The 23,275-nt window shown below is 48.8% G+C and carries 23 protein-coding genes and 1 tRNA gene; 16 read left to right on the forward strand and 8 right to left on the reverse strand.

Annotation, left to right across the window (positions count from 1 at the left end):
* Positions 1–5 precede the first annotated feature (5 nt).
* The 5 genes from BLA28_RS08095 (at position 6) to BLA28_RS08115 (ending at position 3,629) form a co-directional block, all read left to right on the forward strand.
* On the forward strand, positions 6–824 hold the full coding sequence (locus BLA28_RS08095; protein WP_069151370.1) for a sensor histidine kinase: 819 nt from the start codon (positions 6–8) through the stop codon (positions 822–824).
* A 220-nt stretch (positions 825–1,044) separates the two neighbouring features.
* On the forward strand, positions 1,045–1,524 hold the full coding sequence (locus tag BLA28_RS08100; RefSeq protein ID WP_009256289.1) for an NfeD family protein: 480 nt from the start codon (positions 1,045–1,047) through the stop codon (positions 1,522–1,524).
* A 16-nt stretch (positions 1,525–1,540) separates the two neighbouring features.
* Positions 1,541–2,518: a flotillin-like protein FloA gene (floA, locus tag BLA28_RS08105; RefSeq protein WP_009256288.1), complete on the forward strand. Its 978-nt coding sequence runs from the start codon at positions 1,541–1,543 to the stop codon at positions 2,516–2,518.
* Positions 2,519–2,521: 3 nt separating this feature from the next.
* Entirely contained in the window at positions 2,522–2,920 is a 399-nt protein-coding gene (locus tag BLA28_RS08110) for a hypothetical protein (RefSeq protein WP_069159190.1), read from the forward strand.
* On the forward strand, positions 2,889–3,629 hold the full coding sequence (locus BLA28_RS08115) for a LytR/AlgR family response regulator transcription factor (protein WP_009256286.1): 741 nt from the start codon (positions 2,889–2,891) through the stop codon (positions 3,627–3,629). Before BLA28_RS08110 ends, BLA28_RS08115 begins: the two co-directional genes overlap by 32 nt.
* 107 nt (positions 3,630–3,736) lie before the next feature.
* Here BLA28_RS08115 and BLA28_RS08120 read toward each other — a convergent pair whose 3' ends face one another.
* From BLA28_RS08120 to BLA28_RS08140, 5 genes are all read right to left on the reverse strand, one after another.
* Positions 3,737–4,555 (reverse strand): HAD-IIA family hydrolase, encoded by an 819-nt coding sequence (locus BLA28_RS08120; protein ID WP_171905575.1) that lies wholly within the window; start codon positions 4,553–4,555, stop codon positions 3,737–3,739.
* 50 nt (positions 4,556–4,605) lie between these two features.
* Positions 4,606–4,965 (reverse strand): DUF1667 domain-containing protein, encoded by a 360-nt coding sequence (locus tag BLA28_RS08125; RefSeq protein WP_044963252.1) that lies wholly within the window; start codon positions 4,963–4,965, stop codon positions 4,606–4,608.
* Positions 4,952–6,271 carry an NAD(P)/FAD-dependent oxidoreductase gene (locus tag BLA28_RS08130; RefSeq protein WP_069159189.1) on the reverse strand — a complete coding sequence of 440 codons (1,320 nt, stop codon included), beginning with the start codon at positions 6,269–6,271 and terminating at the stop codon, positions 4,952–4,954. The genes BLA28_RS08125 and BLA28_RS08130 overlap by 14 nt, the downstream gene beginning before the upstream one ends.
* Positions 6,272–6,298: 27 nt before the next feature.
* Entirely contained in the window at positions 6,299–7,735 is a 1,437-nt protein-coding gene (locus BLA28_RS08135) for an NAD(P)/FAD-dependent oxidoreductase (RefSeq protein ID WP_071699003.1), read from the reverse strand.
* Positions 7,736–7,898: 163 nt separating this feature from the next.
* Positions 7,899–8,465 (reverse strand): glycerol-3-phosphate responsive antiterminator, encoded by a 567-nt coding sequence (locus BLA28_RS08140; protein WP_009256281.1) that lies wholly within the window; start codon positions 8,463–8,465, stop codon positions 7,899–7,901.
* Positions 8,466–9,016: 551 nt separating this feature from the next.
* Here BLA28_RS08140 and BLA28_RS08145 point away from each other — a divergent pair.
* The 3 genes from BLA28_RS08145 to BLA28_RS08155 all read left to right on the forward strand — a co-directional run bounded on the left by BLA28_RS08145 (position 9,017) and on the right by BLA28_RS08155 (position 12,256).
* Positions 9,017–10,678 (forward strand): diguanylate cyclase, encoded by a 1,662-nt coding sequence (locus tag BLA28_RS08145; protein ID WP_069159188.1) that lies wholly within the window; start codon positions 9,017–9,019, stop codon positions 10,676–10,678.
* Positions 10,679–10,774: 96 nt separating this feature from the next.
* The gene (locus tag BLA28_RS08150; protein ID WP_009256279.1) at positions 10,775–11,602 is read left to right on the forward strand and encodes a MerR family transcriptional regulator; all 828 of its coding nucleotides are present in this window, start codon (positions 10,775–10,777) and stop codon (positions 11,600–11,602) included.
* A 3-nt stretch (positions 11,603–11,605) separates the two neighbouring features.
* Positions 11,606–12,256: a GyrI-like domain-containing protein gene (locus tag BLA28_RS08155; protein WP_044963268.1), complete on the forward strand. Its 651-nt coding sequence runs from the start codon at positions 11,606–11,608 to the stop codon at positions 12,254–12,256.
* Between the two features lie 104 nt (positions 12,257–12,360).
* Here BLA28_RS08155 and BLA28_RS08160 read toward each other — a convergent pair whose 3' ends face one another.
* Positions 12,361–13,074 (reverse strand): hypothetical protein, encoded by a 714-nt coding sequence (locus BLA28_RS08160; RefSeq protein ID WP_009256277.1) that lies wholly within the window; start codon positions 13,072–13,074, stop codon positions 12,361–12,363.
* A 202-nt stretch (positions 13,075–13,276) separates the two neighbouring features.
* A tRNA-Lys gene (locus BLA28_RS08165) sits at positions 13,277–13,349 on the reverse strand.
* Between the two features lie 174 nt (positions 13,350–13,523).
* Between BLA28_RS08165 and BLA28_RS08170 the strand changes: the two genes are divergently transcribed.
* From BLA28_RS08170 to BLA28_RS08190, 5 genes are all read left to right on the forward strand, one after another.
* Positions 13,524–14,291: a TatD family hydrolase gene (locus BLA28_RS08170; protein ID WP_044963259.1), complete on the forward strand. Its 768-nt coding sequence runs from the start codon at positions 13,524–13,526 to the stop codon at positions 14,289–14,291.
* An 18-nt stretch (positions 14,292–14,309) separates the two neighbouring features.
* Positions 14,310–15,182, forward strand: coding sequence for a 16S rRNA (adenine(1518)-N(6)/adenine(1519)-N(6))-dimethyltransferase RsmA (gene rsmA, locus BLA28_RS08175; RefSeq protein WP_069159187.1), 873 nt, complete (start codon positions 14,310–14,312; stop codon positions 15,180–15,182).
* Positions 15,179–15,862 (forward strand): HAD family hydrolase, encoded by a 684-nt coding sequence (locus tag BLA28_RS08180; RefSeq protein ID WP_069151363.1) that lies wholly within the window; start codon positions 15,179–15,181, stop codon positions 15,860–15,862. Before rsmA ends, BLA28_RS08180 begins: the two co-directional genes overlap by 4 nt.
* Positions 15,863–16,006: 144 nt before the next feature.
* Positions 16,007–16,801, forward strand: a complete 795-nt coding sequence (locus tag BLA28_RS08185) for a ZIP family metal transporter (RefSeq protein WP_069159186.1) — start codon at positions 16,007–16,009, stop codon at positions 16,799–16,801.
* 21 nt (positions 16,802–16,822) lie between these two features.
* Complete coding sequence (locus BLA28_RS08190) at positions 16,823–17,929, forward strand: DUF362 domain-containing protein (protein ID WP_009256272.1); 1,107 nt, start codon at positions 16,823–16,825, stop codon at positions 17,927–17,929.
* Positions 17,930–18,012: 83 nt separating this feature from the next.
* Here BLA28_RS08190 and BLA28_RS08195 read toward each other — a convergent pair whose 3' ends face one another.
* Complete coding sequence (locus BLA28_RS08195; RefSeq protein WP_069159185.1) at positions 18,013–19,755, reverse strand: glycoside hydrolase family 13 protein; 1,743 nt, start codon at positions 19,753–19,755, stop codon at positions 18,013–18,015.
* Between the two features lie 297 nt (positions 19,756–20,052).
* Between BLA28_RS08195 and BLA28_RS08200 the strand changes: the two genes are divergently transcribed.
* From BLA28_RS08200 to BLA28_RS08210, 3 genes are all read left to right on the forward strand, one after another.
* On the forward strand, positions 20,053–21,384 hold the full coding sequence (locus BLA28_RS08200; protein WP_069159184.1) for an ABC transporter substrate-binding protein: 1,332 nt from the start codon (positions 20,053–20,055) through the stop codon (positions 21,382–21,384).
* A 128-nt stretch (positions 21,385–21,512) separates the two neighbouring features.
* Entirely contained in the window at positions 21,513–22,400 is an 888-nt protein-coding gene (locus BLA28_RS08205; protein WP_016360345.1) for a carbohydrate ABC transporter permease, read from the forward strand.
* Position 22,401: 1 nt separating this feature from the next.
* On the forward strand, positions 22,402–23,244 hold the full coding sequence (locus tag BLA28_RS08210; RefSeq protein WP_069151360.1) for a carbohydrate ABC transporter permease: 843 nt from the start codon (positions 22,402–22,404) through the stop codon (positions 23,242–23,244).
* Positions 23,245–23,275: the final 31 nt, after the last annotated feature.

The raw sequence follows: 23,275 nt of genomic DNA on the forward strand, positions 1-23,275 counted from the left end.
AGGACATGAATATTAAAAAAACAGTTAAGGCACTCCTCATAATCAACGGACTTCAGTTTGTGGCGGCCTTTCTTCTCTGGCTGGTCATAGGCTCCCAGGTGCTGGGCAGGGTGAATCCCGCTATTTATCTTACGATAGGTATCATGCTGTTAAGCAGCCTTCTCACCATTATGGGATTATATATGGCCAGCAGGTACCAGAATGACAGCTATCGGGAGAGTATGAAGAACCTGGAAAACCTGAATCTGAAGCTGCGCGCCCAGAGACATGATTATATGAACCACCTGCAGGTGATCTACGGATTGCTGGAGCTGGGGGAATATGAGGATGCCAGGGAATATATGGAGCCGGTATTCAAGGATATCACCAGGGTGACGAGAGCCATGAAAACCTCCCAGCCCGCGGTAAACGCCCTGCTTCAGGCCAAAATGGAATCTGCGGAGAAAAAGGGAGTCGATATGATTGTGGAGGTGGGAACGCCTTTGAAGGAGATTCCGCTGGAGCCGTGGGAGCTGTGCAAGCTTCTCGCCAATCTCATCGATAACGGGATTACAGCCCTGGAAGAAAAAGAGGGAGAAAAAAAGCTGGCGGTAGAAATCCGCCAGGACAGCAGATTCTATACCTTTGCCGTCCGCAACAACGGCCCCGCCATTCCCGAAGAGCATCAGGCTCTCATTTTTAAGCAGGGTTTTTCCACCAAAAAAGAAGAAGGCCACGGTACCGGACTTGCCATTGTTTCCCAGATCGTTAAGGAAGCCAAAGGAGAAATCAGCCTTTCCTCCGATGAAAAGGAGACCTGCTTTGCGATCCGCCTGCCCAGGTAAATACTTTTTTTATCTGCACCCTGTTTTTCATGTGACAGGGGCAGTATCTGTGCATGCATTTGAAAACTGGATACTGACATTACAGCCCCCGTTTTGTATAAGTTGCAGAATACCACTTTCCTGAAATGAGGAAACGGCTATAATCAGACATAGAAAGGGCGGTACGGGATATTCTTTTACAGCAGATGTAAATCCGGTGCCGGAAAGGAGGAATAAAGGAATGGATACATTGATGATATTGGGAATTATCCTTTTCATTGCAGGCTTCATTTTGATTGCCATAGAAATGGTAATTCCCGGGTTCGGAGCGCCGGGGATCAGCGGAATCGCCTGTCTTATTGCAGGAGTTTTCCTGACTGCGGATTCCGTGGCGGAAGGAGCGTTCATTACCGTTATTGTGCTGGCGCTTCTGGGAATTATGATGGCGGTCATTGTGTGGCTGCTGTCCAAAGGCAAGATTCACTCACCGATTATTCTGGAGGAAGAGCAGAAGAAGGATGAGGGCTATATCAGCTCCACGGATCTGGATTATCTTCTGGGAAAAAAGGGTATTGCGGAGACTGATTTAAGACCCACGGGAGTAGGAAATTTTGAGGGTGTTAATTTTGATGTGATTTCGGAAGGAAAATATATATCAAAAGGAACGAACCTGGAAATCATAAAGGTAAACGGTTCCAAATTAATTGTAAAGGAACAATAGTAAAGGGGGCTTTGTAATGAGTAATATAATAGTAATCAGCATTATCGGTATCATCGGACTGCTTATTGTCCTGTTTTTTATTTTTGTACCTATAGGTCTGTGGATATCCTCCCTGGCCGCAAATGTTAAAATCAGCATTTTCAACCTGATAGGAATGAAGCTGCGCCGCGTGGTTCCTTCCCGTATCGTCATCCCTCTTATCAAAGCGAGGAAGGCAGGGCTGGATCTGGGAGTAAACCAGCTGGAAGCACACTATCTGGCAGGCGGAAATGTGGATAATGTGGTCAATGCCCTGATAGCATCGGAACGAGCGGGAATCGAGCTTCCTTTTGAAAAAGCGGCAGCCATCGACCTGGCGGGCCGTGACGTACTGGAAGCAGTTAAGATGAGCGTAAATCCCAAGGTAATCGAAACCACCAATGTATCGGCGGTGGCAAAGGATGGTATCGAGCTTCTGGTTAAGGCCAGAGTTACCGTGAGAGCCGATCTGGAACGCCTGGTGGGCGGCGCCGGAGAAGCCACTATCCTGGCAAGAATCGGTGAAGGTATCGTAACCACCGTGGGTTCTGCCAAATCCCATAAAGAAGTGCTGGAAAACCCGGATGACATTTCAAAACGTGTGTTAAGCAAAGGCCTGGATTCCGGTACGGCTTTTGAAATCCTTTCCATTGATATCGCAGATATTGACGTGGGCCGCAACATCGGCGCCCATCTCCAGTCCCTGCAGGCGGAAGCGGATAAAAATATTGCCCAGGCCAAGGCGGAGGAAAGACGCGCCATGGCTGTTGCAAAGGAACAGGAAATGCGTGCGTACGTGGTGGAAGCGGAGGCGGAAGTTCCCAAAGCCCTTGCCTATGCCCTGCGTGAAGGAAAAATGGGCGTGATGGATTATTATGAGCTTCAGAATCTGAAAGCGGATACCGATATGCGTTCGTCTATTTCCGGAACAGGAATCGTTGATTCGGATTTGACCGGCGACGGAAGGAATGATTAGGCAATGAAAAAGAGAAGTTTGCAGGAAGAGCTTGGAAGGCTGTCCTGCGTGCTCATGTCCAATAAATCGGCAGGCAGCAGGTTTGCATGGAATCCTTATTTTCCCCCGGGGGTATCACTCCCGGAGGAAGAGGATTCGGAGATTTTCTCCCCGGAGGAAGATGCCGCGGACCCTGCCGTACAGAAGACATGGCAGGAACAGCAGGCACCCGGGACATTGCCGGGAACAGCGGCAGGAACAAAAGGGGAGAGCCGGGATAGAATTCCTCGTCCGGAGGCTGTGTCGCAGCGACGGACGGTTCTCAGGAAAGCGGTAGTATTAAGTGAAATTATCGGCGAACCGGTCTGCAGAAAAAGAAAAAGGAAAGCATATGGCAATCAGGGTAATCGTAGTAGAGGATGAAAGCGGAATAAGGAAGCTTCTGAGAAAAATCATAGAGCGCAACGATGGCTTTGAAGTGGCCGGGGAATGCGATAACCTGGCGGATGCGGTGAGTCTTTTCGCCAGGCTGAAGCCGGAGGTGGTCTTCCTTGATATTGAAATCAATGGGGCCAGCGGCATTGACTGCGCCAAAATCATTGCGGACATGGAGCCAAAGACCAAAATTGTCTTTGCCACCGCCCATGCGGAGTATATGCCGGAAGCCTTTGAGGTTTATGCCTTCGACTATCTGGTAAAGCCTTTTGATATCGAAAGAGTGGATCGTACTCTCGCCCGTATCCTTTCCCTGAAGGAGCAGGAGCCGCAGGAGCACCCGGATAAAATCGTGCGCTATGAAAAAGGACTGGACCGCCTTCTTGTAAAAGGCAGGGAAAGCATGAGCTTTGTGGATATCCAGGATATCGTCCTGGTACAGCGGGAAAACAACAGCACCGTCATTTACACCAGACAGGATTCCTTTACCACCTCGGCGGGACTTGGGGATATCGAGGCGAAGCTGGATCCGGAGCTGTTCTTAAGAAGCCATAAATCCTATATTATCAACCTGTCCAAAATCAAAAAGATAGAACCCTACGGGCGCTGGACCTATATAGTGGCCTTTAAGGATTTGGACAGGGACGCGCTGATTACGGCTGAGAAATATGAGGAAATCAAAAAAAGATTTTCCTGAAATTGTGGATAAACATGAAAAAGTGCAGAACCGCTGTGGATAAGATAGCAATCCATGCGGTCTGCACTTTTTTTGTGCGGAAACCGACACATCGGAAACCCCGAAGCTTACCGAAGCTTCTGCCAGATTTCCTTTACATCCCGGAACAGGAAATCCGGTTTGATGTCTCCGTCTTCGATATCTTTCAAAGTAGCTTCGCCGGAAAGCACACAGATGGCATCCACGCCCGCATTTTTGCCGGTAGCGATGTCAGTATACAGCCGATCTCCCACAATGACGGCTTCCCCGGCTGAACAGCCTGTATTTTTCAGCACACAGTCCACCATAATAGGCTGCGGCTTTCCGATAAAGAAGGGCTCTTTGCCGGTTGCATTTTTCAGCATGATGCTCATGGATCCGCAGTCAGGGATAAAGCCGAAGCTTACCGGACAGACCAGATCCGGGTTGGTGGCAAGATAAACCACATCCCGTCCCAGCATAATACAGGTGTTACGGATCTTTTCCGAGGTGTTTTCCGTATCAAAACCGATGAGTACGACAGAAGCGCTCTCATCCGGCTCTGTAACCACAGAAAGCCCGCTTTCCCGAAGCTCCGTTACCAAAGACCGGGTTCCCATGCAATATACCGTCTGGCCGGGATAATTTTCCCTGATATACATGGCGGTAGCCTGGCTGGAGGTGTAGAAATCTTCGAAACCCGCCTGAATGCCCATGCCCGTTACCTTCTGCACATAATCCGTTACGGATTTGGAGGAATTATTGGTAATGAAAATATACCTTCCCCCGTTATCACGGATTTGCTGAAGAAAATCCAGGGTTCCTTCAAAGATTTCATTTTCATTATAAATGGTGCCGTCCATGTCCAGCAGCCACAGCTTTTTCTTTTTCAGTATTTCGGCATTGCGGCCATTCAAATCGGTTATCATCACAAATCCTTTCCTCTATTAAAGTTTACAGTTACCGTAAACCTACTATATCAGAGCACATCCTTGGTGGCAATGATATTTACGCCCGTATCCGCGGCATTTTCCAAAATGATATCGCCGATATGTACAGGCGCTTCCACGCAGATATCCCTGAGAGCCTTCACGCATTCCCCTATTTTGCCCTTGGGGATGTCGGAGGATGTTTTTACGGAAACAACAGGCAGATGGCCGCCTTTTACCCTGACAGTGGAGGTTACGATACGGGTGGGATTGGTGCATTCCTTTCTGGCGTAGGCCTCTCCCCGGGGACAGGTATTGCCGGTAACCTTAACCACATCCTTGTCTTCCAACGTGACGGTAAGGGCACAGCCTAAAGGGCAGTTAATACAGATGAGTTCACGCTGTTCCATTTGCTTCACCTCTTTCTACCTGGATCGTAATGGTTTTAAGCCCCGGTTGGGAATGTCCCATCTGGGACAGAACATCCTTCTTTTTGAGAATGACCTGTTCCATTTCTCCGGGCGCCAGCTTGTTTTTCCGGATGCGGGCTATCTGCCGGTCATCCAGATATATGCCGATATAACAGTTCTTATAAATATCGCCTACACGGAACCGCACGGTGAGCGTGTCTTCCATCTGGGAAGGATGCAGGTTCTGGGGAACCGTATAGCGCACGCCGTTTTTGGCAAGCAGCCGTACTGTTTCCTCTCCGGAGGGATTGCGGATCTCTCCTTTGATATACAGCGCCGCATATTTGCCGGCTTTTTCCGCCTCCTGGGAAACATAGTCCACCAGATCATGGACATGAAGCACGTTTCCGCAGGCAAAAACGCCGGGTATACTGGTTTCCAGACTTTCATTCACGTCGGGGCCGGAGGTGACGGGGCACATATCTACTCCCAGCTTTCCGGACAGTTCGTTTTCCGGGATCAGTCCCACGGAAAGCAGAAGCGTGTCACAGGGGATATATTCCTCTGTACCCGGAATGGGTTTCCGTTTTTCATCAACCTTAGCCAGGGTCACGCCCTCTACTCTTTCCTTTCCGTGGATATCCACCACAGTAGTACTGAGCTTCAGGGGAATGCCGAAATCATCCAGACACTGCACAATATTTCTCTGCAGGCCGCCGGAATAGGGCATCAGCTCCGCAACCACCTTGACCTTCGCCCCTTCCAGGGTCATACGCCGGGCCATGATAAGGCCGATGTCACCGGAACCCAGGATGACGATTTCCTTTCCCGGCATAAATCCGTCCATATTGACAAGGCGCTGGGCCGTTCCGGCGGAATAAATGCCCGCAGGACGGTAGCCAGGGATATTCAGCGCCCCTCTCGGCCTTTCCCGGCAGCCCATGGCGAGGATGACGGCTTTGGCAGTAAGCGTCATCAGGCCGTCCTTCCGGTTCATCGCCGTCACTGTTTTTTCCGAAGCGTCATCGGAAGCAGGAGAGATATCCAGAACCATGGTGTGCAGCTTGCAGGGAATTCCCAATTCCTTAACCTGAGTAATAAAACGGGCTGCATATTCCGGCCCCGTCAGCTCCTCCTGAAAGGTATGGAGGCCGAAGCCGTTGTGGATACACTGGTTCAGAATGCCGCCCAGCTCGTTATCCCGTTCCAGAACCAGGATTTTATCAATGCCGTTTTTACGGGCGGAGACTGCGGCAGCCAGGCCCGCCGGCCCTCCCCCGATAATAATCAAATCATAATCAGCCATAGTAAACCTTTCCGCATATTCCATGCTTTATATAAATTCCTTGGTGGTGCCGGTGAGAAGATAAGACTCCCCTCCCGCCTTAGTCAGTTTCATGGGAGATACCTGCAGCTCTCTGGACAGGATTTCCATCACCCTGGGAGAACAAAAGCCGGACTGGCAGCGTCCCATTCCTGCGCGGGTGCGGCGCTTTACGCCATCCAGGGATTTCGCCCCCAAAGGCCTGCGGACAGCATTTACTATCTCGCCCTCCGTAACCATTTCACAGCGGCAGATCACATTGCCGTAAGCCGGATCGGAGGCGATGAGAGCGGCGATTTCTTCCGGTGTGCTTTCCGCGACACAGGGGATATCCTTCCGTTCGGAAATAAATCCGGTTTTCTTAACGGCATTCAGCTTCCCTGCGATCTGCTCCGCCAGGAAAAGCCCGATGGCCGGAGCGCTGGAAAGTCCGGGAGAATCGATGCCTGCCGCGTTATAAAAGTCCTCCGCATCCTCCGCTTCGCCCAGGACAAAATCCCCCTTTTCCTCACAGGCGCGAAGGCCTGCAAAAGAAGTGATTGCCATATTGAGAGGGATTTTTTCCGCGCTCAGCCGGGCTTTATCCACAACCTGGGCAAGACCTTCCCCGGTTGTGCACACCTCTTCCTTATCGGTGATGTCTTCCGCAGTGGGGCCAGCCAGGAGATTTCCGTGTACGGTAGGAGTGACCAGTATACCTTTGCCCAGCCGTGTGGGCTGCTGGAAGATGGTATGGGTCACGAAATCCCCAGCCTTTTTATCCATCAGGATATATTCGCCTTTACGGGGAGTGATATGCAGCTTATGGGCGCTGACCATATTGTTGAACTGATCCGCGTATACGCCTGCCGCATTGACAACGCAGCGGGCGGCAAAGTCACCCTTTGCGGTATGGACCAGATAACCCTCAGCCGTCCTGGTAATGTCGGTAACCTCTGTGTTGAAATGGAAATCCACGCCGTTCACATAAGAATTTTCCGCCAGGGCAATCGTCATTTTAAAAGGACAGACGATACCGCCTGTGGGAGCATAGAGCACGGCCTTTACATCAGGTGACAGATTGGGCTCCAGAGCCTTTATTTCATCTCCGGCAACGATGCGTACATCAGGGACTCCGTTTGCTTCGGCCCTTTCCCGCAGCTCCTCCAGACCGGGAAGATTATCCTCATCGAAGCACAGGACAAGGGAACCATTTCTTTTAAACGGAAAGTCCAGCTCTTTGGAAAGCGCATCCATCATCCGGTTGCCCTGCACATTCATGCGGGCCTTTAAAGTCCCCGGTTCGGCGTCATAACCGGCATGGATAATGGCGCTGTTTGCCTTGGAGGTTCCGCAGCACACATCCTCCTCCCTTTCCAGAACCGCCGCCTTCAAATCATACCGGGACAGCTCCCTTGCCGTGGCACAGCCTGTAACACCCGCGCCGATTACAATTACATCCAGCATATTTTCCTCCATTCTGCCGCACAGGCGGCGTAAGCCAGGTAACAAAATCATATATTATAAGAAAAAGACAGCCAAAAAACACATACCTGCCGGTACGTCCTTTTTGCTGTCTCTTTTTCTCCTGCAAATACAATATTCGGTTATATAAGGAAACCGTAAGCGGTCACATAAACCAGACCTGCCGGTTTGTTGTTGAAATGGATATGGCGCCTGCATTCAGGGCTGCCATGATATCTTCCCGATCCGTTATCAGCCCGCCGGCAATGACCGGGATTCTGCTTTCCGTGCAGATACGCCGTATCACCTTGGGCATAAGCCCCGGCAGAACTTCTATGATATCCGGATGTACGGATTCCGACTGCCTGCGGATATTATCGAAGGCCATGGAATCAATGGCAAAAAAACGCATCACGGTAAAGAGATTACATTCCTTAGCCTGTCGGATGAGAGCCGGTTTTGTGGATATAATACCGTCGGCATCCGTGGTATTGCGGATAAAGGTAACGGCGATTTCCTTTCCGGACAGCCCGGATATCAAATCCAGGTGTACGATTACCGTTTTCCCCGCATCCTTCAGCCTCTTCACAATTCCTGAAATGCTGCAGATGTCTCCGAAGAGGACAAATACGATTCCTATTTCGGAATCAATACAGGCCTTAAGCCCCTCTTCATCTTTTACAGCAGCGATTACAGGACAGTCCTCAAACTGTTCCATAAGTAATTTATTCATAGGAAACCCTCTGGAACTTTATTTTAGCATAGTGAAGTGGGGAACGCAAGAGCTACATAGTGGGGGGAGATAAAAAACATCGTTGCCGCCTCTGGCCTGCGGTACCCTCTCGCCTGTGTACCCTGCCTGTGTGTGCCCCGCTGTCCCTGGTGTCCTTGGCGCCTTCTCTTTACGGCCACAGCACAGCAAGGTTCCTTGCAGGGGACGCTTCCGCTCGGATAATCACGCAGCGGTACTAAGGCTGCAAAATACGCAGCCTAAGGACCGGCGTGCTTATAACGCCCCTTACAGGAATCCTTGCTGTGCTGTGGCCGTAAAGGGAAGGCGCCAAGGACACCAGGGACAGCGGGGCACACACAGGCAGGGTACGCAGGCGAGAGGGTAACGCAGGCCAGAGGTGGCAACGTTGTTTTTTATCCACGCTATTAAATAAGTGTTGCCCAATCAGAATTTTTATTGGCACTATCAACCGGTATTCATTGACAGGGAGGGGCTTATGAAATACGATAAAGAAAATTGGGTTTTCTTTTGGGAAAGGGATAAGGGTTCGGATGCAGGAACAGTTGGGAAAGCGGGTACGTAAGCGGATAAATATTTTGATTGGATTGATGGTTGTGGTTGCCGCGGCCGTCTTTTTTGTCGTGGGAAATCAATCCGGATTGGAGAATACTGCAGTTGATTTCGGAAATACGGAGGATTTCAGCCGGGGGTGGTATTATGAGGAAAACGGGCAGGTAAAATACGTAGAGGAATTGCCTTTTACTGCGGAAGCGGATGAGATGATATTTTACCATAAACTGCCAGACTCCGGGGAGGAGCCGGTGGTTCTTAGTTTCAGGAACAGGCAGCAGAAGGTGACGGTCCGGGTTGGGGAGAAATGCGTCTATCAATATGGCGGCAGCAGTCCGCTGCGGGGCAGTCTTCTTCCATCGATCCAGTGCTTTGTTCCGTTGGGAATCCAGGACGGTACGGAAACGGCTGCAATACAAATCGAAAGCACCGTGGGTAAAAAAATAATGCTCTCCGAAATAAGGCTGGGAAGCCAGGGTGCGGTCCTGATGGAATTTTTCAGGGAGAGCTGGGGAATTATCCTTTTCGGCGTGCTTATGGTGGTATTTTCAATGGGATTGCTGGCCGGCGGACTTGTTCTGCGGATCAGGAGCGGATATACAGAATACTCCATGTTTCTTTCCGCCGGAATGTTTGTACTGCTGTCCTCGCTGTGGGTGCTTTCGGATTCACCGGTCATGCAGCTGCTGACAGGCAGCTCCGAGGTTGTTTTTATCGTCTCTTTTTTATGCTTTATGGTCTTTCCTATCCCCATGTTTTTCTTTGTGGAGAGTATTTGTGAAAAGAAATACAGGGGATTGTCTGTCTTAAAGCTTTTGTTCAGCTTTAATTTTTTTATCCAGGTATTTTTATATATGGCTGCGGGAGTGGAATTCTATAAAATGCTTCCGATCACTCATATTCTGATAGCTGCATCCATTATCTTCACTATTTACTGTCTGGGTAAGGAGTGTCGGAGAAACCGGTCGTTTTATGCGAGGGAAATCCTTATTGCCCTTTTTATTTTTATGGCAACGGCATTTTTATCCTTAGCTGATTTTTATAGTAACAGGAAGGATTACAGCGTAATTATGCGGCTTGGGCTGCTGGCGTACGCATTGATTCTGATAGTCATATCCTTCAGAAAGCTCATCCTTTCAGGAGAGGAACGGGCAAAGCTCAAGGTATACAGATCCCTGGCCTATGTGGATATCATGACGGGGTGCAATAACAGGGCGGCTTTCGAAAAAGCCCTGGAAATCCTGAGAGCCGGAGAGGAAGAGTCTGAATTGGCGGGAATGGCCATGATTGATTTGGATGGGCTGAAGCGGGTAAATGATACCTATGGACACAGCATGGGGGATGAAATGATTATAGGAGCCGGAGACAGCATAAAGAAAGCATTTGCCGGCAGGGGAGAATGTTTTCGTATCGGCGGGGATGAATTTACGGTAATCCTGAAGGATAAAAAACTGCAGGAAAAGGAATACAGGGGGCTTCTGGAGGAAATGGTATCGGCCTACAACGACTATCATGAAATACCCATCCGGCTGTCCTGCGGCTTTGCCCTGATCGGAACCGAAAAAAGAGATGTGGATGCCCTGTATAAGGAAGCAGACCGGAATATGTATCGTGAAAAACAGAAAACAAAGGATAAAAGGTAAGGGTTCAGACCTGTCCGGGCTGTTACAAAAAAAAGCTTGACCCTTCCCCGCAGGGGAGGGCTTATACTTCTTTTAACAGGAAAGGAGGAGCCGCCGGTGTACAAAATAGGAGAGTTTTCCAAAATAACCAGTCTGACCATAAAAGCGCTTCGTTATTATGAGGAACAGGGGATTTTGTGCCCATCGGAGCGGGATAAGAACGGCTACAGGCTGTATAACGATCAGGATTATGAAAGGGCGAGGCTGATAGCCCTGCTTCGCGGACTGGATTTCTCCATTATGGAGATCAGGGATGTTATTTCCAATTATGGGGGAGAAGAGGATTTGTCCTATTTCCTGAAAGAAAAGCAGGCGCAGATACTGGAACGGATTGCCGGAGAAAAGGCGCTTTTGAAGAAGCTGGAAGAAGCCCTGCCGGGAGGATCTGCCGCAGGGATTATCAGGCAGGAATACGACATCGTGATAAAGGAAATAGAGGAAATGATAGTGGTATCCACCCGTTTCCGCGGAGCCTATTCCGATGTGGGCAAGTATATAGGCAGCCTTTATAAAGCGGCGGGAAATAAGTCCTTCGGCTGTCCCTTCAGCCTGTATTACGATGAGGAATACAGGGAAGATGCGGATGTGGAGCTGTGCGTTCCGGTAAAGGGTATGGTTCAGGCGTCAGGAATCAGCTGCCGTAAGCTGCCGGGCTGCAGAACCATAAGTACGATCCATAAAGGCGGCTATGATGAGCTGGGATTTGCATATAAGGCGCTTCTGGATGCAGCCTATGAAAGGAATCTTCAGCCCGTATCCCCCTCAAGAGAGATTTACAGAAAGGGACCGGGACTTATATTCCGCGGAAACCCCTCTAACTATGTTACGGAACTCATGATTCCCGTAAGGGAAATGGATATTCCGATGCAGGAACAGAAAGGATAAATGATGGCAGAACAGAAATTTGATTTTAAGAAGGAATTTAAAAACATTTATTTACAGAAAACCCAGCCGGTGATCGTGGAAGTCCCTCCCATGACTTATCTTTGCGTGGACGGGAAAGGAAATCCCAATACCACTCAGGAATATAAGGACGCGCTGGCGATTCTGTACGGACTGTCCTATACCATAAAAATGAGCAAAATGGACGGAACCCAGCCGGTAGGCTATTTCGATTATGTGGTTCCCCCTCTGGAAGGGCTGTGGTGGATGGAAAACGGAGAAGGCTTCGACGGGATCCATATCACGGATAAGACCCGGTTCTGCTGGACCTCCATGATCGGCCTCCCTTCCTTTGTCAATGAAGGGATCCTGGAACAGGCCAAAGAAAAGCTGCATAAAAAGAATCCGGAGCTGGATCTTTCCCGCGCCCGTATGGAAACAATGGAGGAAGGTCTTTGCGCCCAGATCATGCACCTTGGCTCTTACGATGACGAGCCCGGCACCATACTGCAGATGAAGGAGTTTCTGGAAAAGGAAGGATATATAACCGATATAAATAAAAAAAGAAGGCATCATGAAATCTATTTTAATGATCCCAGAAAAACCGCCCCGGAGAAATTAAAGACGATAATCCGGCATCCCGTCAGAAAAGTATAATAAAGAAAACCGGTTCAGAGGCTTTTTATGGCCCTGGACCGGTTTTTTGTTTAAAAAAAGGAATTTTCGTAATGCGCTCTCTTGATCTGACGATTATGCCGGACTTAATTTATATCAGGCACCACAGAGACTGCATCTCCGTAACCTAAATCAACCGTCCATGCCCCGCTCGATTTGACCTCTAAATAGCATGTGGTATTTTCCGGATTACGCAATACTTTCTGTCCTGAATAATCACCAATCGTATTTGCTAACAGCTGGCTTTTTCCATTGGAATAATGGGCATATACTATAAAATTGCTTTTTCCGGTATAGTTCATGGTAACAGTGGTGTTCGTGCCGGGCAGAATGAAAAGCCCGGAGACCTTATAGCCTGTACCCGATAAAGATTTTGTTGAAATATTCGTAATAGTTGACACAGTAAGAGTCCAGTTGCCGCTGGCGATTATTTCAAAAATACCGGTCCGTGCCGCTGTGCTTCCTCTTTCCAAAAGGGATGTTCCTGCAAAAACACCAATCGTATTGGCAAGAAGATTTGACTTGTCTCCATTGTAAAACTTAACAATAAAATTCCTGTTTCCATCATGTGTGAGCGAAACCTTATAAGCAGATCCTTCAGGAAGCACCACATCCGGAATAACTGTGTCGCCTGTTCCGGCATACTGAAGAACCGGTACGGCATACGGAACGGATGTATCGCTGAAATCGGTACGCACAGTAACAAGGGAAGCGGGAGACGCCGCCTGAATTGGCTGCGTTATTCCGCAAAGCATAATGCACGACAGCATGAGAACAAATATTTTTCTTGCTCTTTTCATATAAAAATACCTCCCATTTAAATAATATTACCTGATACCGCTATTATAGCATATATGAAAAAGTATTACAGCAATCAAAAAACAGGAGGAAAAGAGAGAAGACAGAACTGACGTAAATGGAAACGGATAAAAATAGAAAAATCACAAAAAAAAAGCACCAACCCCGAAGCTCTGGATGTCTTCAAAATCGGTACTTTCAAAGTGCGCCTTCAGGGGCTCGAACCCTGGACACCCTGATTAAGAGTCAGGTGCTCTACCAACTGAGCTAAAGGCGCTTAAATTTTCTTTTGCAACGCAGGATTCATTATATTATATTAATTTTCATTTTGCAATAGTTTTTTAAAAAAATTTTAAGAAATTTTTATCAACCTTTAAGAATAGTAAAAAATATGATATGATCCCTATTGTTTTCACAGATTTGCTGATAGAAAGGGGTAAGAGGTGTTATAATGATTTTTGACAGTCATGCCCATTACGATGATAAAGCCTTTGATGAAGATCGGGAACAGCTTTTGGGAAGCTTTCCGGAAAAAGGGATCAGTTACGTGGTGAACGCGGGAGCCAGCTTCGATTCCAATGAAAGAGGCCTTGAGCTTACGAAAGAATATCCGTTTTTGTATGCTGCCGTGGGAATCCATCCCGAGCATGCTCATACGCTGGATGATGCGGGCCTTGAGTGGATCCGCAGCCGGTTTTCCAATCCCAAAGCAGTCGCTGTGGGAGAAATCGGCCTGGATTACTATTGGGACGAGCCTGCCCGGGATATACAGAAAGAGGCATTCAGCCGTCAGATGGCCCTGGCAAAAGAAATCGGCAGGCCGGTTATCATTCATTCCAGGGATGCGGCAAAGGATACCCTGGATATGATGCGTGAAGAATATGGAAAGGACAGTCCCGCCGTCATTCACTGTTTTTCCTATGCAAAGGAGACCGCAAGACAGTTCCTGGATTTGGGATATATGATTGGAATAGGCGGAGTGGTCACTTTTAAAAATGCCAGAAAGGTGAAGGAAACGGTGGAATACGTTCCCATGGACAGGCTGCTTCTGGAAACGGACTGCCCTTACCTGGCGCCGGAGCCTCACAGAGGAACGCGCAACAGTTCCCTGAACCTTCCCCTTGTAGCTGCGCAGATTGCCGCTCTGAAAGGGATATCCGAAGACGAAGTGACGGAAACAACCTTTCGGAATGCGAAACGCTTTTATGGAATCGACTAGAATCTACGGAGGATTTATATGCCAAGATTAGGTACGCCCACAGGAACAATTGAAGTACTGCATAAATACAATTTTAATTTTCAGAAAAAATTCGGTCAGAATTTCCTGATAGAACCCGGAGTGCTGGAAACCATAGTGGAGGCCGCGGAAATAGGAGAAGAGGACTGTGTGCTGGAAATAGGGCCCGGAATCGGCACTATGACCCAGTATCTGGCAGAGCAGGCCGGGGAAGTGATAGCTGTGGAAATCGACAAGGCTTTGATTCCCATACTGAAGGATACCCTGTCGGCTTATACCAATGTTACGGTTATCAACGCAGATATCCTGAAGCTGGATGTGGAAGAGCTTGTAAGGGAAAAGAACGGCGGAAAGCCGGTTAAGGTGGTGGCGAATCTTCCCTATTATATTACGACCCCCATAATCATGCAGCTGTTTGAAAGCCATGTCCCTCTGGAAAGCATCACCATCATGGTGCAGACCGAGGTTGCGGAGAGGATGCAGGTGGGGCCGGGAACCAAGGATTACGGCGCCCTTTCCCTTGCGGTACAGTATTACTCCAGGCCGGAAATTGTCACCCATGTCCCGCCGTCCTGCTTCATGCCCAGACCCAATGTGGGAAGCACCGTCATTCGTCTTAACAGATATGAAAAGCCCCCGGTGGAAACAGCGGATGAAGAATTTATGTTCAGACTGATCCGCGCGTCCTTCAATCAGCGCAGAAAAACGCTTGTGAACGGACTGAGCAATGCGTCCGGCCTGAATCTTTCGAAGGAGGAGGTCACGGATGCACTGGAAAAAATGGGACTGCCTGCCACGATACGCGGGGAAACCTTTACCCTGGAACAATTTGCCCGTCTTGGCAGCCTTTTATATAAGGGAGGGCCGGCATGATCGAAGCGATTGTTTTTGATATGGACGGCATTCTGTTCGATACGGAGAGGCTCAGTGTGGAAAGCTGGATCGAAGTGGCAGAGCGGCTGGGGCTTCCGGATATCGATAAGGGAGTATATGGCTGTATCGGCCTGAACCGCACGGACTGCCGTATTTTTCTCAAAGAAACCTATGGACAGGATTTTCCCTATGATTATTTCAGAGAACAGACAGCCGCCGTTTTTCAGCGGAAGATGGCAAAGGACGGCCTTCCTGTTATGAAAGGCGCGGGAGAGCTTCTTGCCTGGCTGCAGGAAAAAGGGTTAAAGGTGGCACTGGCTTCCTCCACAAGCCATAAAACGGTGGAAAGCCATCTGCAGCAGGCCGGTTTTACCGGATTTTTCCAGGCGGTTATCGGCGGGGACATGGTGGAGCACAGCAAGCCCCAGCCCGATATTTACCTGAAGGCCTGTCAGCTGCTTGATGTGGAACCGGGCAATGCGGCAGCCATAGAGGATTCTCCCAACGGAATACGATCCGCATATGCGGCAGGGATGCTGCCTGTTATGGTGCCGGATCTGGTGAAGCCCGATCCGGAAATAGAGAAAATGCTTTACCGGAAATGTGACAGTCTTTTTGCTGTTCTGGAATTTCTGGAAGAAAAGGATAAAAAAGGTGAATTATATCAGCCCCGCATCTAAAACGCCGGCTGAAAGCAGGGAGCGGTGGATAAGGCATGTACCGGGAAAGCTTTTTCGGACAGCCGGAGGTATAGCGGGTCCGTTACGGGCTGATAATATGGATAACGGACAGAGCACAGATTTTATTTTGAAAGGAGGTAATGCATGAAACAGGCATTAATATGGGCGTCCGGCGGGACCGGTTTTACATTTCTGATGACCACATTAGGCGCCGCCATGGTATTTTTATTCCGCGGCAAAATAAATATGAAAATACAGAGGGTTTTCCTGGGATTCGCGGCGGGTGTCATGATTGCCGCTTCCGTATGGTCCCTTCTCATTCCTGCCATTGACGAAGCGGAGGCGGCAGGAGGCGTGGGGTGGATACCTGCGGCGGGAGGATTTGTCCTCGGTATTTTATTTCTTTTGCTGATGGATCAGCTGCTTCCCCATCTCCACGCGGGTTCGGATGAACCGGAGGGTATTTCGTCCTCCTGGAAAAGAACGACTCTGCTGGTTATGGCGGTCACTCTCCATAATATTCCGGAAGGAATGGCTGTGGGACTGGCGTTTGCCATGGCGACGCAGAACATGGGGGCTGAGGCCGGTGCGGCGGCAGCGTTCGCTCTTGCCCTGGGAATCGGTATCCAGAACTTTCCGGAAGGGGCGGCGATATCCCTGCCTTTAAAGCAGGAAGGGATGCCTTCCTGGAAAGCGTTTGTTTACGGCAGCCTTTCCGGAATTGTGGAACCGATTTTCGGTATTCTGGTGGTTCTGATTGCCGGAGGAATCCAGCCGCTTATGCCCTGGCTTCTCAGTTTTGCGGCCGGCGCCATGATGTATGTGGTAGTGGAGGAGCTCATTCCTGAGGCTCATCTGGGGGAGCATTCCAATGTGGGCACCCTGGGGGTTATGGGAGGTTTCCTTATTATGATGATTTTAGACGTAGCATTAGGATAATAATTAATGGAGGGAAAAGACATGGAAAAATCAAAGGTTTATTTCACAACAATGAAGACTTCCTTTTCTGAGAATCTTCCTCAGAAGCTGGAGCGTCTCATCAAAACGGCAGGTATTGGCAATATCGATTTTACCGATAAATATGCCGCCATCAAAATGCACTTCGGTGAGCCGGGGAATCTGGCCTTTTTAAGGCCCAATTATGCCGCCGTAGTGGTTAAGGTTATTAAGGAACTGGGGGGAAAACCGTTCCTTACGGACTGCAATACGCTTTATGTGGGAGGAAGGAAAAATGCCCTGGATCATATTGACGCGGCATACCAGAATGGCTTTTCTCCCTTTTCCACAGGCTGTCATGTAATCATTGCCGATGGATTAAAGGGTACGGATGAAGAACTGGTACCGGTAGAAGGCGGCGAATATGTAAAAGAGGCGAAAATAGGACGCGCTATTATGGATGCGGATGTTTTCATCACACTCAGCCATTTCAAGGGTCATGAAGCCACCGGTTTCGGCGGAGCGCTGAAAAACATCGGTATGGGCTGCGGTTCCCGTGCCGGTAAGATGGAAATGCACAATGCAGGAAAGCCCTATGTGGAGCAGGAGAACTGTATCGGCTGCGGACGCTGTATTAAAATCTGCGCCCATGACGCGCCTTCCATTACCAATGGAAAAGCGTCCATTGATCACAAGAAATGTGTGGGCTGCGGACGTTGTATCGGTGTGTGTCCCAAAGATGCGGTATGCACTCCCGGGGATGAAAGCAATGATATCCTGAACCGCAAAATTGCCGAATACAGCAAGGCGGTGGTTTCCGGCCGTCCTCATTTCCATATCAGCCTGGTGGTGGATGTTTCCCCTAACTGTGACTGCCATTCTGAAAATGATATTCCTATCGTACCCGATGTGGGAATGTTTGCTTCCTTCGATCCCGTTGCCCTGGATGTGGCATGCGCGGATGCTGTAAATAAGCAGCCTGTTATCGACGGAAGCCAGCTGGATCGTATGCCTCATGTGCATCATGATCATTTCATTGATTCCGCACCGGATACCAATTGGCATTCCTGTATCGAGCATGGAGTAAAAATCGGGCTGGGCAGTGATCAGTATGAATTAATCGAGATCTGACGGCAGTACATAATCGCTCAAAAAAGTTCCGGACAGGCTGCTTATAGGCCTGTCCGGAACTTTTTTACTCTGCAGAATATTTTTTATTTGATAACGGCAAAGCCGCCGGGCAAGAGCTGCCTGCTTTCCAGCCTGCGTGACAAAAGAACACAGCCCTCCGGTACTTCTGTGCAGGTGCTGCCTGCGTTAATGCATACGGTAAGTGACCGGTTATCCTCCTGCCTGCGGTAAGTGATTACCCGCGAATTCGGTTCCGGATCGGAGAAAACAAGACCGGGACAGCGGCAGAGCGGTTCCTGCCTGCGCAGTCGGATGAGTGCCTTCACCATGTCGCAGGTTTCCTGATAAGCCCCGCTTTCGATGGCATCCCAGGGCATGCACCTGCGGCAGTCCGGATCCGGCCCTCCCTCCATGGCAATCTCGGTTCCATAAAAGATACAGGGGCTTCCGGGCATGGTATAAAGGATACACAGGGCCTGGAAAAAGGAATCCTCATCCGGAAGCTTGGTCCTCAGGCGGGCCGTATCATGGGAATCCAGAAGGTTGAAAAGAACCTGATTGGTCTGCTCCATGTACATACTGTAGCATTTGTTGAGCCGGTACTGGAAATTCCTGCTGTCCGCTTCTTTGTCCCGGAAGAAATCCATGACGGCATTGTGAAAGGGATAATTCATGACAGAATCAAACTCATCCCCCCTCAGCCATCGCATGGAATCCTGCCAGATTTCACCCAGGATATAAAAGTCCGGGCGCAGGGCCTTCAGACGCGACCGCAATGTCCTGCAGAATTTATGGGAAATCTCATGGGCCACATCCAGCCGCAGACCGTCAATACCGAATTCCTTTATCCAATATTCGCAGGTTTCCGTCAGATATTCCGCAACCTCATCATTATTGGTATTCAGCTTTGGCATAAAAGCCGTGAAATGGAAGGAATAATACTTTTTGTCGTAGGTCCAGGGATCCGTTTGGTCAAAGGGCCATTTATTTACCATAAACCAATTCCAGTAAGCGGATTCCGGGCCTTTTTCCAGAACGTCCTGCCAATAGGGGAAATAATAGCCGCAATGATTGAATACGCCGTCCAGCATGATTCGTATACCCGCTTTATGGGCCGTATCCACTAATTCACGGAAATCCTCCTCCGTTCCGAAAGCAGGATCGATCCTCCGATAGTCCGTGGTATCGTATTTATGGGTGGTGGAAGCTTCAAAAACAGGGGTCAGATAGATGCCCGTAATGCCCAGGTCTGCCAGATAACCGATTTTCGATGTGATTCCCGGGATATCCCCGCCATAAAACTCATCATTTGTCACGCTCCCCTTTGCCCAGGGCAGAATATTCTTTTTGGGCAGAGAAGCCTTTTTATTACAGAAGCGTTCCGGAAAGATCTGATACCATATGGTATCCTTCACCCAATCCGGCGTTATGTTGATATCCGCAGGATTCATCCAGGGAAAAGAAAAATACTGCAGCCTTACATTCCCTGTCATAAAGGAACCGTCTGTTCGGACTCCATCCTCCAGATAATAACAGGTTTCATTCCCGCTCCTGAGCTCAAAGAAATAACCGCAGCGTTTATAAGGAGGAAAAACCGATATAGTCCACCATTTATGGTTTTCCAGTTCCCTTACCTGCAGCATCTCCTCAGGATGCCCCTTCCACGTCCAGGGCCCGCCGAATTCTTCCGATTCCATGGGATCCTCATAATTCAGGAAAACCCGATCCACCTCCTTTCCGGTCTGGATTTGTATCACCAGCTCCGATTCATTTTTAGCGTAGCACATATTATCCTGGCTTCTGTGATAAATACAACCTAAATTCATATGCAAACCTCCCCGATTAAAAATAAATTTGTAAATGTTCAGTACCTTCACAGTTACATAAAATTCTCTATATCATGCTACCATATGACGTTTTGGAGATATATCAAATATATTACTATCTGTATATAGAAATCTGTACAACATATTAAAATATATACAAAGTATATAACAAATATTTTCTGAAAAAAGTAAAAACAGTAATATTGATTAGGAAATAAATCTTATATAGGCAGCATGCTATAAAATGTTACTATGTACCTACAGAAAAAATCTGTTAATAAAAGGAGGAAATCAGGTATGAAGAAAAAAGCTGTTTCAGTATTGCTGGCAATTTCCATGCTCGCAGCAGGAATGATGGGCTGCGGAAAACAGGCTGCCACGGACAGCACAGGGGCTGCAGCGGAAACACCGGCGGCACAGGCTTCCGAAAGTAAGGAGGCTGCGGATACAGGGGCTTCATCCGGTGCTGTGGAAATTGAATTTGTAAACCAGAAGAGGGAGGCTGCAGATACCTTCCAGGCAGTGATTGATAAGTTCAGCGAACAAAACCCGGATATCAAGGTAACGCTGAATACCACCCCTGACGGAAGCGGCGTGCTCATGACCAGAGCCAGCAGTGACACACTGCCGGACATCCTTATGCACTGGCCCACAGACGCACAGTTTGTACAGTTTGCAAATGAAGGCCTTCTGGCTGACTTATCGGGAAAAGATTATACGGGAAATATCGTACAGTCTTATATCGAGGATTTGAAAATGGAAGACGGAGGCATTTATTGTCTGCCTATTTCCCTGAACTTTATGGGTGTTTACTATAATGTTGATAAATTCACCGAAGCCGGCTTTTCCGTTCCCCAGACCTGGGACGAGCTGATCGCGCTGTGTGATAAAATCGTGGAAAAAGGCGAAGTTCCCTTCCTCCTTCCCAATAAGGATTCCTGGACCGTTTCCCAGCTTTGGGACAATATCGGCGGGAAAGACAGAGGCGGATATACTGATTTTTACACCGGTCTGGACGATGGCAGCCAGTCTTATGCGGCAGATGCAATCGCCAATGACTCTATGGAAAAAATGGTTCTGTTGACCGAAAAGTATTCCCAGGGGGATACGCTGTCCCTCGGCTATGATCAGGCGATTAACGATTTTGCAACCGGAGCAGCCTACATGTTTATCCAGGGCAGCTGGGCTCTTCCCTCTATCCAGGCCGCCAATCCCGACGCCAATGTGGAAATGTTCCCCATGCCCAACGACAGCGGAGACATGAAGCAGCCGGTAGGCGTTGACTGCGCGATCTGCGTCAGCGCAAAGGCAGCCGCGGATCCTGCAAAGTCAGAAGCGGTGGATAAATTTATGGCCTATCTTTTCTCCACGGAAGCAGGACAGATGTATTCGGATATGGATCATTCTCCTTCCGCAATCACAGGCGTGACGGCAGATATTCCCCAGGATAAGCTTGTACTTGATCTGATTGACAAGGCGGGCGTCCTGGATCTGGCGGTACCTCCTACCGGATTTGAAGATACCAAGCGTTCTGAAATCCAGAATGTATTCATGGGAACCTCCGTTCCTGATTTCCTTTCCCAGCTGGATGAAGACTGGAAAACCGCAAGAGAGGCAGAAGCGCAGTAACTTGCAATAGTCTGTCAGGGGACAGGCAGTAAACAAAGGCTGCCCACGCTCTGTGGGCCGGCTTTTGTCCAAGAAAAACGGGCAGGGTGCGCATATCCTGTCCGTTTTCAGGTAAGGAGAAGAGAGCTATGGATAAGAAAAAAAAGAAAATATCCGAAAGAACCAGAACGCTGTTCCTGTTTACTTTGCCGTCTGTGGTGATGTATACTGTTTTTTTTACCGTTACGATGGCTATCGGCATTTATTACAGCTTTACCGACTGGAACGGCATCAGTGCGTCGTATAAAATCATCGGCATCGGAAATTACATAAAAGCGCTGATGGACCGTAAATTCCAGGCTGCCCTGAAGTTTAACTTTGTATACACCTTCCTGTTCGTGCTGATCCTGATTGTCATTTCCCTGCTGGTGGCAATATGCCTGAATAACCTCACGAAGACATCCACAATATTCCGATCCATTTATTTCCTTCCTGCCGTGCTTTCCATGGTTACGGTAGGACTGATATGGAATGAGCTGTTCTACAGAGCCCTGCCCGTCATCGGCAAGGCGCTGAATATAGGATGGCTTTCCAACAGCCTTCTGGGAAATAAAACGACCGCCATGTTCGGCATTCTGATCGTAAACCTGTGGCAGGGCTGCTCCATTCCCATTGTCCTCTTCCTGGCAGGGCTCCAGAGTGTTCCATCGGAGCTTTATGAGGCGGCGACCATTGACGGAGCCAACCGGTGGGATAAATTCAAAAGCATAACCTTCCCCTTTCTGATACCGGTGCTGAATATGGTTATTATCACCCAGGTGAAGGCCGGGCTGACCATTTTCGATTATATTATGGCAATGACCAACGGAGGGCCGGGAGGCGCCACACAGGCGGTAGGTATTTTGATTTACAACCAGGCGATGAAAGGGAACGCCTACAGCCAATCCGTAGCCGAGTCCATGATCTTGTTTGTTATTGTGGCCATTGTGGCTGCCGTTACCTTAAAAATGACTAAGAATAAACAGGTAGGTGATTAGTATGGGAAAATCAATATCATCCAGAATTGCGAAAGTAGTTACAGGGCTTGTCCTGCTCATCGGCGCGGTTATTATCTTGTTTCCCATGTATATCACGATAATAACCTCTCTTAAGACACAGCAGGAATCCGCCGCCGATTTCTTCTCCCTCCCTTCCTCCTTTTACCTGGGGAATTTTATCAGTGTATTTGAGAAAAGCGGGTATTGGACATATGTGTGGAATTCTGCCAAAATAACAATCATATCCGTCGTGCTGATTCTTGTTTTCATCCCCATGTGCGCTTATGCAATCGCCCGCAAAATGGAAGAAAACAAATATTTTAAAACGGTCTATTTTTATCTGCTCCTGGGGATTTTTGTGCCTTTTCAGGTTATCATGGTTCCGCTGGTGCAGTATCTGACCAAAATGAAGCTTTTAAACCAGACAGGGCTGATCTGTATGTGCCTCTCCCTCGCTTCCTCCCAGGGAGTCTTCCTCCTTGCCAATTATGTGAAAAGCGTTCCCCGGGATCTGGAGGAAGCGGCCTCTATTGACGGCTGTACCACCTTTTCCGCTTATTGGAGGGTAGTCCTTCCGTTAATAAAGCCTATGGTAGCGACCATCTTTGTCATGAATGCCCTGTGGGTATGGAACGATTTCCAGATGCCCCTGCTGATTCTGAACCAGCAGCCGGGTATGTGGACCCTGCCCCTGTTCCAGTATAACTTTAAATCACAATATACCTTTGATTACAATCTGGCCTTCGCCTCTTATCTGGTTGCAATGCTTCCGGTAATCATTGCCTATATTTGTGCCCAGAAATACATTGTCGCAGGGCTTACCCAGGGGGCGGTAAAAACCTGAGACAGCAGATTTACAGAATTGGATGAAAGGC

The sequence above is a fragment of the Eisenbergiella tayi genome, from assembly GCF_001881565.1.
GTDB classification, from domain to species: Bacteria; Bacillota; Clostridia; order Lachnospirales; family Lachnospiraceae; genus Eisenbergiella; species Eisenbergiella tayi.